Below are 17,089 nucleotides of genomic sequence, written 5' to 3'. Positions count from 1 at the left end.
GTAAAAAGTACATCCCGCTTGAATAAAGGCAGTAAGATGAACTAACGTTATAACATTAGTATAGCAAGATTAAAGGATTAAGTGATGAAAATCATACTATTTGGCTTTTTCTTAACATTAACACATTTTGCTTATGCTCAAGGTTGTGTTATTGGCGAGATTCCTTCACAACCTCGTTATGTCTGTTTTGATGGCAGAACATTGCAGCTTGCAGAAGATGGCCATTATCGCTGGAACGCGAAAAGAGGTTGTTTTGTCAGTGCAGTCCCCTGCTGTGCGTATAAAGCCACCCACTATGCATTTTATCCCAATCCGACGAAGATTGGCGCCGCATACGCCCGTTGCCGGCATGATTATCCCTTCCGCTTGGGACAAATGCAAACTCATTAGCCCCGATTTAATGTAGCCTGGGTGAAGGCAAAGCCGTAACCCGGGGTTTCGGACTAGGAATAACTCTCAAAACCCGGGTTCCGCTGCGCTGCACGGGCTACATTACATTACGAACATCAACGTGTAGCCTAGGCATTGCTTCTTATTTTCCTACCTTTTTGATATTCTGAACACATGGAAAATCCAACCTTTTTCAACAAATATGGTTCATTATCGACGTGACCTTACCGCAGGCGGTACGTACTTTTTTACTCTAACATTACGTGACAGATACTCAAGTTTACTCACATCGCACATCCGAGATTTAGGCAATTCATTTAGAGAGGTTCGTAAAAATGCACATTTTGAGATGCCTGCTTTTGTTATATTACCGGAACATTTGCATGTAATATGGCAATTACCCTATAACGATTTTGATTACTCTCGACGCTGGCTTTTAATAAAAGCTCATTTTACTCGTTCCTTAGTAAAATCTGGATTACCCCTGCTTCCTAATCAAAGAGGCGAATACAACTTATGGCAAAGAAGATTTTGGGAGCATCGAATAAGGAATGAAATAGATTATCAAAAGCATATTGAGTACATTCATTATAATCCAGTAAAACATGGATTGGTGGAGGTACCTACTCAATGGCCATATTCCAGCATTCATCGATTTATTAGTAAAGGGATTATTGACAAAAATTGGGGAGGAACATCTTTTGAAGGAAGCTTTGGTGAGGTAATGTAGCCCGGGTGCAGCGCAGCGGAACTCGGGTTTTGAGAGTTATTCCTAGTCCGAAACCGAAACCCCGGGTTACGGCTTTGCCTTCACCCAGGCTACATTTTACACTGTTTACATTACATTGCGAAACATGGACTCTGCGAGTCAGGAGTAATGGGGTTTTCCATTTCATTACTGCAAGAAAAGAATGAAAAAGAACTGGGTTCCTTGACTTTTTTCTCTAGCAGCGCTTTGTTTATCATGGTATGAATTTCCCATTGAGTTGAAGTCCAGCCATACAACCCTCGCAGCTGGCGAATAATCCAGAACCGGCTGCGTAACTGACGTATATATTTTACGCCTGCAGATTCTTCTTCGGATGAATACCCATTTATATCGTCTCTTAATCGCTCCAATCGGCTTTCAAAGTCAGGGCGCCCCTCGTTTACTTTGATAAACTGCTCAATGCATTCGCGTGCCAAATTCTTTTTAAATTTGAGACAAAATCGATGATCCTCACCTATCCGGGTTAAAATATCTTTAAAGTCTCTATAGTGCATGCTTGCATTAATTCCTTCCAGATAAGGATTTTTAAAAGAATAAGAGCGAATTATTGGAATAAGACTGGGATATTTCGTGGTGTCCGCTCCATTTTCTATTAAATGCTTACTGATTAGCTTTGCATTTTTGCGTACATCATGTTCCTCAGTGTTTCCAGCTCTCACCCGTTCCAATGCAATATCCAAAGGAGTTTTACCTGCTTTGTTTTTTACATTGATAAACTCGCTAAACATGCTTAAAGTTTCTTCGTAACGATATTCACCCAGCTTAATTGCTGTATGTAGCGGCGTATCCCCCTTTTCAAATCCATGGGGTTCTTTACATAAATCTCGATATTGAGTAAAAGACTTCTGAACTTCTTTCCCAAGCGTCTCAGTCAAATTTGGCGGAATGATTTCTTTCAATAAAGCATCGAATTGTTTTTGATCTAATCCGCACACATACGTACGGAATTCTTTTATCGAAAACAGTGCTGCCCGCAAACGTGCAAGCCGTGCCATGGCAGTTTGAGTCATTAAAGCAACCTCTGCCCGATCTTGGGCTTTCGTCGTATCAGCACATTCCTCTAATGTCTGCACTATGAGCTCATTCGGAATTAAAATATGCTTAAAAAAAGACTTCCATTTCGCTTGAATAAATTGAGGATTATTGAGTAACCGGGAAAAAGCATTAATATCGGCATAATTATGACATTCTTTATTGTCAAAAGGATTAGAAATATAACCAAATTTTGTGGGCCAATAGGAATTAGATGAATTGGTTAAGCACACCAGAGATTTGAGATCACTTTTTGTGATGTCAAAAGCATGAGCGCCATGCAATAAATGGAAAGGACGACGGGTATGAAACCCCATGATGCTGTCTACAAACATCAAATCATGATCAATTTTGAAGAATACTACCTGGGGTTTTCCTCCTCGATCTACCAGATAAAAACCATAATTTCCCTTATGTAAATCATCCTCTTCCAAGGCATAGGAAGTAGCGAGAATACTGGCTAAGGACTCATAATCAATGGTTAACTTATCATCTATCTCCGCTTCGACTAAACGTGCATAAAACCCCTGAGGCACTTTATCCATAAAATAAATGGGTATTTGGGTAGGATCATCGCATTGTGCTGGAGGGACATAGTCACATCCTGTTTCTTTGTCCTTAAAAGCATAAAAAAAGGTACCTGAGCCTTCCTTGTTTGCGATGGTATAGCCAAGATGCTCCACTGCCAAACCCTTAATATTATTGTGGGCATCTACCACCAAATTGCTGGGAGGCGTCAAATTAGATAATAAAAGCAGACGAGCTAATTGACCAAACATCACTTCCAAACGAGAAAGTTCAGCGCGACCATATTTATTTTTCTTACAAATGACTCGATAAGGAGGTCTTTTTTTATTGGGAGGAGTATATATCGCATGTAGATACGTTTCATGACCCGTTGCATGTGAAGCAGGACCTAGCTCAATGTCTTCAAGTTGGAAAAATTCAGGCATGAATCATAGATCATAATCGAAATCAAATTGCGCTAAATTTTAACACAGAGATCAAAAAAATCAATCACCTTCTATAGTCAGATTATCAGCTTGTAAATCAAAGTCTGCGCTATTTAAACGAATTTGCAGACCAACATTATTTTTTGAATCAGCATATTTAATTGCATTTTCCTTGGAAATTGCTCCATCCCGATATAATTTTAACAAAGCCTAATCAAAAGTCTGCATGCCTTGCTCTGTACTTCGCCGATTTAACCTTGCCTCTATGTCCCATAGTCGCCAAGCGAAGAGTATTTAGTATTTAACTTTACTCAAATCGGTCATCCCCGCGCAGGCGGGGATCCATTTTTATATTGACAATGCTCAACCAATAGATTCCTGTTTCGCAGGAATACCATCTTCCAAATTTAAGCAATAACCAAATCACGTAGCCTTCGATTTTCCAATTCATGCTGGCACGTCTTTAAAAAAGTCGCCTTGGCATTTTTTGCTGCCTCACCCTGTATTGGCATTAAGTCAACTACGTCACATAAACGAGTTAAAAATGTTACATATTCCTCTTTAGTATATTCTATTGGTTCTGTTTTTGGTGCAAGATTTTCCCCTACGATACTCTTCTTCTCCAGCTCGCTTTCCAAACTTGGACTCAAATCAAGCATTTCCTGGAAATAATTTGTGTAATAAGGAGCCATAGCCAAACGTTCTGCGCCATCATCCTTGTTGGGTGTTGCATTCCAGCGTTCTGCCGCTTCTATAAATTGCTTCATGTTTTTAGAGTCCAAAAATTGAGCATAATGAACCACGCCAGCTGGAAAATTTTTACCTAAATGATTTCTTACTTCTAATTTTTGTTCTTTTAAAAACGCTAAAAATTCTTTTTCAAAACGAGCAATGCCTTGTGCTTGAGGATGAGTCACAACATCCAAAGCAATAACATGCTCATCTTGAGCACTCGTACTGGTTGTAGACAACCCACCATTAGTTCCTTTCAAATAGCGAACGTACACTGCATAAGTAATCGGATATTCCCCACGTTTTGCCGCCTTGTTTACCTGCAGTTCAATTTGTTGCAAAATATTTTCCAAATGCTCCCCTGCCTTGTCATCTTTTACAGGGATAAAATAATCGACATCACGGAGTTCTTCGGGGAAAGCAACTTGCGGATGCGTAATATGGTTTTCAAAATCAACTATAGGTTTTGTCCCACGCGCTTCAATGGATTGAGCAGCAGCAATTAACATAAATTCCGGCAACAAAACTTTTAAGTCCGAATTAACAAGAAAATCCATCAAATCCTCACCTAATTTTACTCCCAGTTCCTGGAGTAACGAAGTAATTGATGGCAGATAAGTAGCTTTGCTATTTTGAGTTGGTTTCTCGGTAGTGAAATTCCACATACGCACTTGCCATTGGTGAATGTTTTCACTCAGCTCAGACTTGGAAGAACTTGGCATTCCCATAATACTGACATAGTGATTATTCTTTAATATATCTCCCAGTTTGCCTTTCATTTCTTCAGTGTTGTGAAATAATGTAATTGTCTCGCGTAAGTTGTATGCTTTCACTGCACGCATTTTCACACTAAGAACAACCCCTAAAAAGCCACTGTGTGCTGCGCGTAACGTTTGAAAATCAGGATGATCAGGAGTTAATTCACGAATAGTTCCATCCATATCACACACTTTTATTGACTCAATCAAACCACTAACAGCCGGTTCATCACGGCCGGTGCCATGACCACCAGTGCCTACTAATCCCACCAGGCTCGCCCAACTGAGCATACTGAGCGTTGTTGAAGAGAGATTATGTTTCCGCAAAAATTCTGAGTAATCGTCTATTTGCATTCCTGCGTTTACTTCGACCAGTGATGCAGGAAGCTGATGTATTGGATTATTGGGATTAAACCATGTTGGTTTGGTATTAAGAGGCCCAAGAACTTTCGCCTTATGATATTTCTTTTTGAAGCGAATAATAATGTCTGTACCTTCACCTTGAGGCGAGGCTCTGCCACCTACTACTTCTGAAAAAGAAAAGCTCCCTTTACCGTATTTGTCATCCTGAACTTTAGACCAGGGAAATAAGCAACAGCCTTCAGATTTCTCTTTATTTTCCCAACCGGCAGTAGCTCTTAAGGTAATTTTATCTTTTGAAGTCCGATTCTCATTCATTCGTTTTACTTCTTTCATGATCAATTGGACCTGATCTTCATTTTCTACATCAACAACCACAGCAGAGGGATTACGTACGTTTCCCATAAAATTCGACCAACCCTGAGTGTACGAAATTTTGTTGCGGGTTAGCATATCCATAAATGCAAATTTTAGCTTGGCTGGAAAAGTCATCATTGCTCCTATTGTTGATTAAACAGCAAAAAGGTAAAGACTTTGTATTTTTATCATGCATCAATTTTTGAAGCGTTACAACAATACTCCTTGTAGCCTGGGTGCAGCGCAGCGGAACCCGGGAATGCAATATTACCGATCCCGGGTTCCGCTGCGCTGCACCCAGGCTACAATCAAGAACTACATTTTTTCCAGAACTTCATGCAAATATTTAACAGGTTCGATAACCATTGAAGCATTATGTTGCTTGGGGGCATTGGCAAAAGGCACTATAGCACGCTTAAACCCGTGTTTTGCTGCTTCTTTTAATCGTTCTTGCCCGCTTTGTACCGGTCTAATTTCACCAGCAAGACCGACCTCACCAAAAATAATGGTTTCCCGGTCAAAAATCCGGTTACGTAAACTGGATACTACAGCAGCTAATAATGCTAAATCGGAACCCGTTTCTGTTACCTTGACGCCACCCACTACATTAATGAAAATATCTTGGTCATAGGTCGCAATTCCTCCGTGTCGATGTAAGACAGCAAGTAAAATAGCCAACCGATTGGACTCAAGACCAACAGTAACGCGTTTGGATTGTTGTCCGTGCGCCTCATCAACTAGCGCTTGGACTTCAACCAGCATAGGACGTGATCCTTCCCAAGTTACCATAACTGCACTACCCGAAGTAGGCTCAGGTTGACGCGATAAAAAAATCGCTGAAGGGTTTGCCACTTCTTTTAAGCCTTTATCGGTCATGGCAAATACACCCAATTCGTTGACTGCGCCAAAACGATTTTTAATAGCACGAATCACTCTAAACCGGCTGTCACTTTGACCTTCAAAATATAAAACACTATCCACCATGTGCTCTAAAACCCGCGGCCCAGCTAAGGCACCCTCTTTCGTTACATGTCCCACCAGAAATACCGCTGTCTGGGTCAGTTTGGCAAAACGAACTAATTGTGCTGCTGATTCACGCACTTGACTTACTCCACCCGGAGCAGAACTTATGGTTTCCGTGAAAATAGTTTGAATCGAATCAATCACAATCACTTTAGGGTTTTCCTTTTGTGCTTGAGCAATAATTGATTCAACCTGTGTCTCCGCTAAAAGTCTTAAACCTGCCAAAGGCAAACCCAAGCGTTTGGCGCGCATCGCTACTTGCTGCAAGGATTCCTCACCCGTTACATATAAAACAGTCTCCTGCATAGAAAGATTAGCTAGCGTCTGCAATAATAACGTGGACTTACCAATGCCCGGATCTCCTCCAATAAGAACCACAGAACCATACACCAAACCACCGCCAAGTACTCTATTAAGTTCAGATAAGCCACAATCCATCCGTAGTTCATTATCCATCACTACATCTTCTACGGCAGTGATTACTGAACGTTGATTCGCCCATGAGCCGCTGCGCGAGTTACGATTTACTGGCATACCTTCTTCTGCAATCGAATTCCATGCGCCACAATGGGTGCATTGTCCAGCCCATTGCTTAAAAATTGCGGCACATTGATTACAGACAAATTGGGTCTTTGTTTTCATTCGTGTTCCATCCGATTCAGTTTCATAGGGATTTTGCAAGAGCTCTAATATACACGATTTATCCTAGCGAATCATGATGGCCCCATGACTTGTTTCTGAGAGATCCACGCGAAATTTAATCCCCTACGTACTGCGCTTTATGCGCGATACGTAGAACGTTGAGCATATTTCTTTTAAAAACATACAGTGACATTCAAATTTCGCGTGGTTCTCTCAGGACTTGCTCGCGAGGGCCAGGACGTAGGGATAAAGAATACTGGAAACTGACCATACCTCAGGATATACGCCTGGATACAGCGAAGACGAAACCAAGAAATCCTTTGCCCGATTATTCAGGCTTCATTTTATTAAAAATTAATTTACTTACATTGAATCCTGAGAGCAACTCAGTATAATCAGTACATTTTGCACAATCAGGACAAAATCTATGAGCCAAGGTATGCATTTTGAACAGTCAATCACGGAACTAGAAGAAATTGTCAGACAACTGGAAAAAGGGGAACTCTCCTTAGAAGACTCTCTGAAACAATTTGAAAAAGGAATTAGTCTGGCCAGGCAATGTCAGGATGTATTACAAAAAGCAGAGCAAAAAATAGAAACTTTAACCTCTGCAGAACCTAGATCGGATGAACAATTAAGTGATAAGTAACTATATAAAACGGCACGAAGAATTTCTCAGGCAAATTATTAATGACTCTTCTGTACCCGCGACAACGATATGTTCCGCAATCAATTATTCTCTATTCCCTGGAGGAAAGAGAATCAGGCCTATTTTGGTCTATTTAACTGGGAATATACTTGATCTTGATCTCAAAATTCTGGATGTTATTGCTGCAGCAATCGAATTAACGCATTGTTATTCTTTAATTCATGATGACCTCCCGGCTATGGATAATGATGATCTACGCCGTGGTAAACCCAGTTGTCATAAAGCGTTTGATGAGGCAACAGCGATTTTAGTGGGGGATGGCATGCAGGCCTTAGCCATCGAAGTACTATTAACTCATCTTTCTCCTCTGCTTCCACCCCAACAAGTCATTGCGATCACTCTTGAACTGGTTAAAGCAAGCGGCATTAGTGGCATGGTGAGTGGACAGAGTCTGGACTTATCTGAATTGGCAAAATCATCTACTGGTGAAGAGCAGCTAAGAGAAATTCACTACCTTAAAACCGGACGTCTTATTTTAGCGTGTATCGAAATGGTTCTGAATGCTCACTCAGCGCCCGAAGCATATAAAGCAGCTTTACGAGCCTATGCCAGCCATTTAGGCCTGGTTTTTCAAATGCAAGATGATTATTTGGATCGTTATGCTCCTGCCGAGTTCTTGGGTAAAGGTCGTTCCTCTGATTTGGCCAACGAAAAAATAACGTTTGCCACTCTATTTTCCCAAAAAAAATTGGAAGAAGAGATCAGCACGCATTATCAAACAGCTCTTGATGCATTAAAAATATTTGATCAAAAAGCACTTGCATTAATTGACTTAACCAAGAAACTACACGAACGTAGTAAGTTAGAAAGGTAGTGAGTGCAGTGACTCGATTATCACTCTGATTTACTGCGTTATTTAGATACAACTTCGCAAGAAAAATCATATCTTCTGGTGATACATTAATTTATTTTTTATACACTTCCAGTACAACAACCAAGCTCTGATGTCTTAATAGAAACTGTTGCTGAACGACAAAAATATACTGAGGCCATTGCTCCAAAATAGGCGCCTTTTTGATAAGGACTGCTGATATCTCGTCTGATAAAGGGTTCAGGCCATTCTACTTAATATTTAGATAAGTTTTTTGTGCTATTTTTGTCATATATGTATTTTTTTTGAGATATTGTATGTTTGCAAAAGACTCGTCAGATAAAGAAACGATAACGAAAGAAGCAGTTGATGTTTCAGGAGCACTTGGTAATTGTTTTTTCCATGCTTATGCCTTATATCTTTTAAGTACCCACGGTGAATTTCCGAAAGATTTATTTGATTCAAATGAATTCGACAACGATGAAAATCTCGCTAAATTAAAAGTATTATTAAAGGACAAAGCCCTCCAACAAGAACTTACTTCGGCTGAATCACCTGCTTATTTGTTTGAAAAGACATTAATATTAGGTGTTTTATTTCGTAGCTGGTTCTGCACACAATTAGCCCAAAGTAACCCCGATGTTTTTTTTCAAGCGAGAGGGGAGCTTAATGATCATGATATTCGCCGCACAACATTCCTGCAAATTGTTACAGACTACAAAGAGGCTATAGCGAATAATGCAAAAGCCCCTGCTCATAGAGCACGAATTTTGTTGGAAACTGTAGTAGAGAAAGCTCAAGGTAAAGTGGACTCAGGATTGGAGCAATTGATTTTAAAGTCCATTGAGGACATGAAAGAACTTGAAGCAAAACCTTCTGATCAAACCCTTAGCGAAGCACAAAAGATCATTAAAACCGTTCAAGAAAAACTTCAAGAATTGAATAAGGAAAAATCAGATCCTATATTAAATGAAATCGAAAAAACACTTCAATATGACTTGGCAAAAGAACAATACTTTCTCACAGCTTTTGAAGAACAAACTATAGAAAATTCCATTTATCTCGCAAACAAAGAGTTTTTTAACGATGCCCTTTTAACAATGGACATGGAGAAGATTCAAGAGTATTGGAATACAACCGGTTTTAAAAAATATTGCGAATTTTTAAGCATACCGGGCGTCAAAGTAACTTATGCTGATATTGATCCTATTCTTACTCGATTGGTCAATTACGCCATTTATGGACAAAATGACGCTCAAGTAGTTTGTGATAAACCGTCTCCCCAGTTTGAATTGGTTATAAAAGAAAAAGGAGCTCATTACCTGTTAAAAGCTACTCCTGAATCAAGCGAGCTCCTAAAACATTATTCAGCACAATATGAGAACTATTTAAAAAATCGAGAGGCTTTTCTGAAGGCCCCTTCTTCTTTTTCTCCAGACGGCACCTTTTTTACTGAAGCAACAGCATCAACATCCAAACCGATCCAATTATTGGTTAATAAAATACCCGAGTTTCTTAGCAGCCAACAATTTAGAGCTCACTTATTAAATTATTTAAAAGATCCTAAAAATAGCGAAAACAAAAAAAACCTAATCCTTGCTGCCGCTGCAATCTATACAGATGCAGTTAAGAGCCGCAATCTTGAGCCTGACAATTACCTGGATTTCATCAATCAAATAGTAAAACCTGCTGTACAAGGAATAGAAATACCTGAGGACATTGCTCTAGAAATGGACTCGTGGATTCGTGAATTAGGAAACTCAGATTCAACAGAGGCTGCGGCATTTTATGCTTTAAATCTTGCCTATAATTTATACTTGAATCCCGCAAATTTAAATAAGCAACCTTCTCCAACATCAGACGTGAAACCAAGCATAGAAAAGCAAGAGATTCCTGAGGAATACCAAGCTCTTGTTGGTAAAGTGAGCGACGAAGCGCTGCGCTCTCTTATTGCGATGCCAGTGCAAGAGAATACACCTAAAAAAGCTTATATCAATCTGCTAAAAAACATTCCTGCTGGGAAAACCCTCGATAATAAGGCGTTTGAACTTATTAAAAAAGAACTTCCTAATTTAGTATCAGCAAGTAAAATTAATCCTGAGGGAATAATGGATCCTGAAGGAGGTATTGGTTTATTTAGCAGTTGTCTTAATATCCTGTTAAAAAACAACATCACGTTAACGAAAACAGGCGTTTGGAGTTGGGGCGATTATATTTATTATGATAACTTAACTCTGCTTACCAAATTAGATAACAAGCAATTACAAAAAACCCATGTACTATTGCAGCATCTATCTGAAAAGAAAGCACTTGATGATAACACTGTTTATTATGTTTTATACAATGCGACAAATTTGCAGGATAAAACTCAAGATATAATTGGCATATTTGAGGAGATGGCTAAAAAAAATATTCCTTTAAGGGGTGTTCGGCAACCGGTCATGAATCTCAATCAAAATGAATTGCTCGCTTTAAATCTTTTTTTATCAAAAATTGATAGGCTTGAACGAGAATTAGGAAAGGAATCATTTAAACCACTCATTGAGAATATCAAACGCAAACATAATGCACTGCTAAAGGACGAGGAGTACTTTAAGCAAATCACCGGTATAATCAATTTTCTGTTAAAAAAAGAAATGAGCTTATCTCAAACTGGGGTAACTTCTTATTTTAGAGGCAATAAACTTAATGTATTATTTGACTTAGAGGCCCCGCAATTAGCTCAAGTAAATGAATTACTTACCGAATTAGAATCTTATAAAGCCTTAACTCCCTCTAGTAGTGACTATATCTTAAATAATGCCTCATCTTTACCGAATAAAACGAAAGAAATCCAACAAACATTTAAATTAATGCGTGAGAAACAAATTTCTTTTGAAGGTACAGTCGAATCAGTGATGGCCTTAGAAAAAGGAAAAATCATTACGCTCAATACGATTCTAGAAAAGATTACCTCGACTATCCCCATTGATCCAAATGGGTTTAATGCTTTAGTTGCGCAAGTAGGTAATACTAATACGACTCAACTTAATTCATTAGAGCATTTAACTGAAATCAGTAAAACCATCGATTTACTATTAACTCATAAGATCTCTTTAACAAATACTGCAAGGCTAATTTGGACACCTAACCTTCAAGCTCTATTTGCATTGTCTCCAACTCAACTAAAAGAAGTGAATGTACTTTTAAAGTTTTTTGCAGATAGACCACCACTTGGTGAGCACACAGTAAATTATGTTTTAACTCATGGTGTCCAATTACAAGGAATCATCCAGGAATATATAGACTTATTTAGATTAATTGAAGGGAAAAATATAGCTATTATAGGTATCAGACAACCAGTGATGAACTTAAGTTCAGATGATAGGGCCGTGTTGTCTGCTTTCTTGAGGAAAATTGATCATTTTAATATTACGATGGATAAAGCTACAGCCAAAACTTTGATTGCTCAAGTAATATCCAATAAAGAAAAAATAAAAGACGTTGCAAAGGGTAAGGATTATTTCGAGTCTGTATGCAAAATTATTAATTTAATAAACGATAAAAAACTTACATTAGCCCCAAATTTGAAAACTATATTTCAATTAAGCTCTGAAGAATTGGAAGGGGCTTATCGCATACTTACAGAGTTATCAAAGAGTGGTGCGTTAGATGATCGACAAGTAACGGCAACTTTAAAGAAGACCCTGCCTAAAAAGGTATCGCAGAAAGTTACTCTTATTTTTGAGGAAATGGGAAACAAGAGGATTCCTATTATAGGATCGCGTCAAGCCATTAGAGCTCTTGATGAAAATGCATTAGATGCATTAAAAAGTATTTTATCTAACATGGAGCCTCAACCATTAGATGCTCCACTGAGTAAAGCAGCCACACAACTACTCATTAGCGAGATAAAGACAAAGCAACAGTTAATTAATACGAATGACGAGTATAGAGACAATATAATTAAAATACTCAATTATATGACCCGACACAAAGTTTCTTTTACTTATTCTTTGCCATACAGTGCAAATCTCACTCTCTTGTTTGCCCTTGATGTCAATCAGCTAAAAGAAGTCACTAAACTTTTCGACTACTTAGCTGCCCAGTATATTCTTGATGACAAAATAGGAAATTTTATTTTCGCCAACGGCGCATCCTTACAGAAGAAAATCGACGCTATTTTAGTAATATTCCATCGAATGGAGAACCTTGGCACTCCTTTGGATGGCCTTAAACAATCGGTTATGGAACTGGATAATAATCAGCTAGACCATCTTGATTCGATTTTACAACAAATTGAAGCAAAACATTTAAAGATGAGCGCTGCCGAAGCGGATGCGCTAATTAATCGAATAAAAACTAATCCTAGTGAATTTACCAAAGCGAGTTACAGAGATGAATTAGCAAACACCTTTATTCTCTTAAAAGAAACAAAGATAAAAGAACAAAATCTACGCTTTAATCCTTCTGCCTTATTACTCCTCAATGAGGATCAATTAAAATCTGCTCACGCTTTATTAGGCTATCTTTCCACAAAAAATGTTCTCGATGAAGACACAGTAGACTTCATTTTAAAAAATGGCGGGAATCTTAAAGATAAGGCTAAAGACATAATAGCAGTTTTTCAATTGATGGAAGATAAAGGCATTTTGTTGCGTGGAGTGCGTCAACCGATAATGAGCCTTACTCAAAGTCAACTTGGTTTTGTGAACACTTTCTTTACTTTAATAAACAATACAAATGAAAGATTGGATGCCAATGCAGTTAAAACCATCCTTGATAATATAAAAGACAATGAAAAATTGAGCGAACCTGACTATCGACAGGCGATGGGGCAACTCATTAACTTTTTGCTTGAAGCGAATGTAACTATAGGACAAAACGATCTCCAGAGACAAGCTTTTGGTAATAAGCTTGCTCCTGTATTTAAACTTAAAACAAAGGAAATAGAGAATATTGAAAAGCTTTGTCGCTGGTTTGGCCAAGATATTGGCAACCAAATTGCCGATTATATTCTAAGTCATGCCAGCACACTGCATGAAAAAGTGGATCTCATTGAACCCATTTTAGAAGAGTTAAAAAAACACAAAGATATTTCTTTAGTGACAGTAAGCCCATTAATTATGGACTTAAATCTTCAGGAATTAGAGATTTTTTACTTCATTACAAACAAGCTCAATCAATCAGTAGAACCAATAAAACTCGATGAAAATATAATTCAATCATTGGTTAAAAATATAAAAGCTCATCCTGAGGTTAACACAGAGCATCTTAACAAGGTTATTGGCCTACTAGAGCTTCTTACGCAAAATAAAATTCCTTTTACCAATGTCTACGTACCAACGGCATTATGGGGAGATAATTTATCTAAAATTTTTCAATTAAATGAAACCCAACTGAGTAGTGTGCTAGAAGAGTTAAGAGAAAAAGCATCGTTTCTAGAAGCTGATTTCAATAATGCGATAAAAAAAGCATTAACACCAAATACCCAGGTCGATTCACCTCTTACTATTCCTAATGAACTGACTGATAGTTTAATCATGGATTCTTTTGTTGATCTTGGCCCTTCCATGAACCCAAGCTCTATAGAAGAACCCGTTCCAAGCTCCGTCATTCAATCCCAAAAACATATCGATGAGAGTTCTATTGGAGGAAGTTTGCCTCCCATTGAAACGGTTACTTTAACAGAAAGTAGTGATCAATTAGAGTCTGAGCCGAAACAAGTACTTAAAAAACCTGCCAAAGATTCTATTCATATCGAAGAGCATGATGGAAGTGTGATTCGCGAATCTGAAAAAGATGGGCAGCTTAAAGTAGAAAAGCAAGTCGATGACACTTCATTATCTTCTGAACATCACGTCTCTGATTCGTTGGTAACGCACCCTAGAACAGATACGTCCTTACCATCAAGCTCAATCAATCAGAGTCAGGAAAATGTTGTTTCTGAAGAAGTTAGCGGACAAAAAAGGGAAGAGGATGACACTACGTCTCTCGAAGATTCCGGTCACTCTACACATGATAAAACTTTATCTTCTAGTAAATCTGTAATACCTCCTCTCCAGGTTCAATTAGAAGATTCTACGCATGGGGATCTTCTCCAATCAGATCCCCTCGAAGATTCTGTACATAACGAGAGAAAACCTGTAACACCTCCTCACCTAGTTTATCCTACGGAAAAATGGACTAATAAACAAATCGATGATTTTATCAAGAATCCGCAAATAAATTGGAATAAAGATGGAGCGGATATTTTATTAAAATTACTTACAGCGATAGGAAAAAGAGATGAGGGTATTCTTGCTAGAAAAACTACAGCAACACATTGTTTTAATTTGATCTTAGGGAAAATGACAGATAATCACGAAGTAATTAAATTAGTGAAACTAATCGACGAAAAAGAATCTGATAATTTTAAATATCTAAGAGAAGAACGATCTCGATGGCATTTTCACACTCATGGTGAAACGAAAACTTGGTCTTCCATGATTGGAGCGATTAAAAACCGATTAGACATTAATGTAGAAAAAACTCCGGAGGAAAAATACACACGAGAAGAATATGGCGATTTTATGAAAATTATGAATGAACATCGAGGTAGGGGTTTTGGACCAGTTACACATTCAAAATTTTATGATCAGTTAGAGGACCTAGATGCAAATCAAAAGTCAGTGACTATTAAAAAACACTAGAACTCTTGCAGCCTTAGAAAGTAATGCATTGATTCTTTTTTTAAAGCGAGCTATAGCAACTGTCGTGAAATAAATTCAAGACAACATTGTAGCCTGGGTGCAGCGTAGTGGAACCCGGGTTTCGCTGCGCTGCACCCAGGCTACAATATACGGAGTAAGTGACTCTGTGATTATTTGCGAGTTAGCGCCGGACTATCTGTGAAACGGGAATCATGGTTTCTATCCCCAGCGCTGTTTTTCGTTGCTCACCTTTCCATGCATGCCCATAAACGACTTCATACGTCAACGGATATTTCCCCTTCTCGGTTTGCAGAACAGAGTAGTTTTGTTCAAATTGTCGCCAAGCCATTTTCCCAGTTAAGCCTTGGTTTCTTTGCGGATTAATATTTTTTACGCCTTGGGCTTTTAAAGCATGTAATAACTTAGGTAGCGTTTCATAATGCACGGCCAACAATTCCATATCCATTACTGGCTCTAAAAAATGCTCTGACATCAAGCAATCACCAATATCATGCATGTCAGCAAATTCGTTCACATGAGCATAATGATTTACCCCGGACCACGCATGCTTTAATTCTTTAAAGGTATCAGGGCCCAAAGTAGTAAACATCAAACAACCATTTGTGTTCATGACACGATTCAACTCACGAAAAACTGGCGTTAAAGGACCACCCCAATGAATCACTTGATTGGCAAAAATTAAATCAAACGTACCTGTAGCAAAAGGCATTTGCCGCATATCTGCAGCCACTAAAGGCCACTTCCGTCGCCAGCTTTGCTTTTTTTGTGCCTGAATCAACATGAACTGCGCCAAATCCAAACCAACAACTTGTGCCTTTGGATACACCTGCGTTAACTCATAAGAAAAAAAACCTGGCCCGCACCCAAGATCAAGAATACGTTGTGGCTTAATGCTCAAATACTGCAATCGATCTAATAACCGCACCCCAATTTCTTGTTGTACTTTGGCAGCAAGTTCATATTCAGTGGCATGTTGATTAAATGCCTTGCTAATTTCGTAGATAACAGCCATTATAAAACCAGGAAAAATTAAAGGAATCCAACACTCGTGCGCCAGAAAATATGGAGTTTAACACAAAGTTTACGCTTGTACTCAATATGTGTTTTATGTAATCAGTTTCATAACGGCAAAATGGCAATATGCACCCCATGTATTGAGTTCATGACTCGTTTAGGTCCTGCATGCCGCTACTGCGCATATCCCTTACCCGATACTTATCTATTGAGCTGCGGACGCTGTATTAAAAAAACACCTTATTTCGATCGGGCACTTATTCATTACGTCTTTGAAGAGCCTTTACGTGGTCTTTTGCATCAATTTAAATACCACAATGGCCTTTATCTAGGCTCCTTTTTAAGTGAATTAATGAGTCACTCACTACCAAAAAATGAAAACATGCCTCAATGTTTAATTCCCGTTCCTATGCATCCGCAACGAATTAAATTACGCGGATTTAATCAAGCAGCAGTTTTAGCTCGTTTGTTAGCTAAAAAATTACAATTGCCTTGTGACTTAACCAGTTGCAAAAAAATCATTAATACTGAGCCCCAAGCAAGTCTTGACGGCGAACAAAGACAAAAAAATTTACGTCGTGCATTTAAGGTCAAAAAAATTCCCTGGCACCATGTAGCAATTGTTGATGATCTCTTAACTACCGGCAGCACAGCCAATGAGCTGGCATTTACTTTAAAAAAATCGGGAGTGAAAAAGGTGGATGTATGGTGTTGTGCACGAGCTGTAACTAAATTGTAACCTGCTCTGCACCTAGACACTGCGCCTGTTTCTATTTCGCTAGCTTGAGCTAAAATGGCCTGATTTTTGAGTATCGAAGCGCAGCATACAAGAGTATGTGAGCATCGG

At 38.6% G+C, this 17,089-nt stretch carries 10 protein-coding genes and 1 pseudogene; 6 read left to right on the top strand and 5 right to left on the bottom strand.

What is annotated here, in order from left to right; all coding sequences use genetic code 11:
• Positions 1-84: 84 nt before the first annotated feature.
• Both DY223_RS03055 and DY223_RS03050 read left to right on the top strand, forming a co-directional pair.
• Positions 85-390: a hypothetical protein gene (locus DY223_RS03055; protein ID WP_115684273.1), complete on the top strand. Its 306-nt coding sequence runs from the start codon at positions 85-87 to the stop codon at positions 388-390.
• A 202-nt stretch (positions 391-592) separates the two neighbouring features.
• Entirely contained in the window at positions 593-1,120 is a 528-nt protein-coding gene (locus tag DY223_RS03050; protein ID WP_058460833.1) for an REP-associated tyrosine transposase, read from the top strand.
• A 110-nt stretch (positions 1,121-1,230) separates the two neighbouring features.
• Here the strand turns inward: DY223_RS03050 and ankK are convergent, their stop codons facing one another.
• From ankK to radA, 4 genes and pseudogenes are all read right to left on the bottom strand, one after another.
• On the bottom strand, positions 1,231-3,144 hold the full coding sequence (ankK, locus tag DY223_RS03045) for a Dot/Icm T4SS effector AnkK/LegA5 (RefSeq protein WP_058460834.1): 1,914 nt from the start codon (positions 3,142-3,144) through the stop codon (positions 1,231-1,233).
• Positions 3,145-3,204: 60 nt separating this feature from the next.
• A pseudogene (locus DY223_RS03040) lies at positions 3,205-3,390 on the bottom strand (type IV pili twitching motility protein PilT); the annotation flags it as partial.
• 161 nt (positions 3,391-3,551) lie between these two features.
• A complete protein-coding gene (locus DY223_RS03035) occupies positions 3,552-5,486 on the bottom strand; it encodes an FAD-binding protein (RefSeq protein ID WP_058460835.1) in 1,935 nt (644 codons plus the stop codon).
• 180 nt (positions 5,487-5,666) lie between these two features.
• Positions 5,667-7,016: a DNA repair protein RadA gene (gene radA, locus DY223_RS03030; RefSeq protein ID WP_058460836.1), complete on the bottom strand. Its 1,350-nt coding sequence runs from the start codon at positions 7,014-7,016 to the stop codon at positions 5,667-5,669.
• A gap of 427 nt (positions 7,017-7,443) precedes the next feature.
• Between radA and DY223_RS03025 the strand changes: the two genes are divergently transcribed.
• From DY223_RS03025 to DY223_RS03015, 3 genes are all read left to right on the top strand, one after another.
• Positions 7,444-7,665, top strand: a complete 222-nt coding sequence (locus DY223_RS03025; protein WP_058460837.1) for an exodeoxyribonuclease VII small subunit — start codon at positions 7,444-7,446, stop codon at positions 7,663-7,665.
• Positions 7,655-8,539, top strand: coding sequence for a polyprenyl synthetase family protein (locus DY223_RS03020; RefSeq protein ID WP_058460838.1), 885 nt, complete (start codon positions 7,655-7,657; stop codon positions 8,537-8,539). The genes DY223_RS03025 and DY223_RS03020 overlap by 11 nt, the downstream gene beginning before the upstream one ends.
• 314 nt (positions 8,540-8,853) lie before the next feature.
• Positions 8,854-15,207 (top strand): hypothetical protein, encoded by a 6,354-nt coding sequence (locus DY223_RS03015; protein ID WP_058460839.1) that lies wholly within the window; start codon positions 8,854-8,856, stop codon positions 15,205-15,207.
• 181 nt (positions 15,208-15,388) lie between these two features.
• Here DY223_RS03015 and bioC read toward each other — a convergent pair whose 3' ends face one another.
• On the bottom strand, positions 15,389-16,240 hold the full coding sequence (bioC, locus tag DY223_RS03010) for a malonyl-ACP O-methyltransferase BioC (protein WP_058460840.1): 852 nt from the start codon (positions 16,238-16,240) through the stop codon (positions 15,389-15,391).
• 150 nt (positions 16,241-16,390) lie between these two features.
• Between bioC and DY223_RS03005 the strand changes: the two genes are divergently transcribed.
• Entirely contained in the window at positions 16,391-16,981 is a 591-nt protein-coding gene (locus DY223_RS03005; protein WP_058460841.1) for a ComF family protein, read from the top strand.
• The last annotated feature ends 108 nt before the right edge of the window (positions 16,982-17,089 follow it).

Source organism: Legionella bozemanae (assembly GCF_900450575.1).
Lineage (GTDB): Bacteria > Pseudomonadota > Gammaproteobacteria > Legionellales > Legionellaceae > Legionella > Legionella bozemanae.
The sequence above is the reverse complement of the archived record's forward strand: the minus strand, read 5'-3'. Positions and strand labels throughout refer to the sequence as shown.

Excerpts from the sequence above, each read along its gene's own strand:
- DY223_RS03055 (WP_115684273.1), top strand. The coding sequence starts at position 85 with ATGAAAATCATACTATTTGGCTTTTTCTTAACATTAACACATTTTGCT.
- DY223_RS03050 (WP_058460833.1), top strand. The coding sequence starts at position 593 with ATGGTTCATTATCGACGTGACCTTACCGCAGGCGGTACGTACTTTTTT.
- DY223_RS03025 (WP_058460837.1), top strand. The coding sequence starts at position 7,444 with ATGAGCCAAGGTATGCATTTTGAACAGTCAATCACGGAACTAGAAGAA.
- DY223_RS03005 (WP_058460841.1), top strand. The coding sequence starts at position 16,391 with ATGACTCGTTTAGGTCCTGCATGCCGCTACTGCGCATATCCCTTACCC.
- radA (WP_058460836.1), bottom strand. The coding sequence starts at position 7,016 with ATGAAAACAAAGACCCAATTTGTCTGTAATCAATGTGCCGCAATTTTT.
- bioC (WP_058460840.1), bottom strand. The coding sequence starts at position 16,240 with ATGGCTGTTATCTACGAAATTAGCAAGGCATTTAATCAACATGCCACT.
- DY223_RS03015 (WP_058460839.1), top strand. The coding sequence starts at position 8,854 with ATGTTTGCAAAAGACTCGTCAGATAAAGAAACGATAACGAAAGAAGCA.
- DY223_RS03035 (WP_058460835.1), bottom strand. The coding sequence starts at position 5,486 with ATGACTTTTCCAGCCAAGCTAAAATTTGCATTTATGGATATGCTAACC.
- ankK (WP_058460834.1), bottom strand. The coding sequence starts at position 3,144 with ATGCCTGAATTTTTCCAACTTGAAGACATTGAGCTAGGTCCTGCTTCA.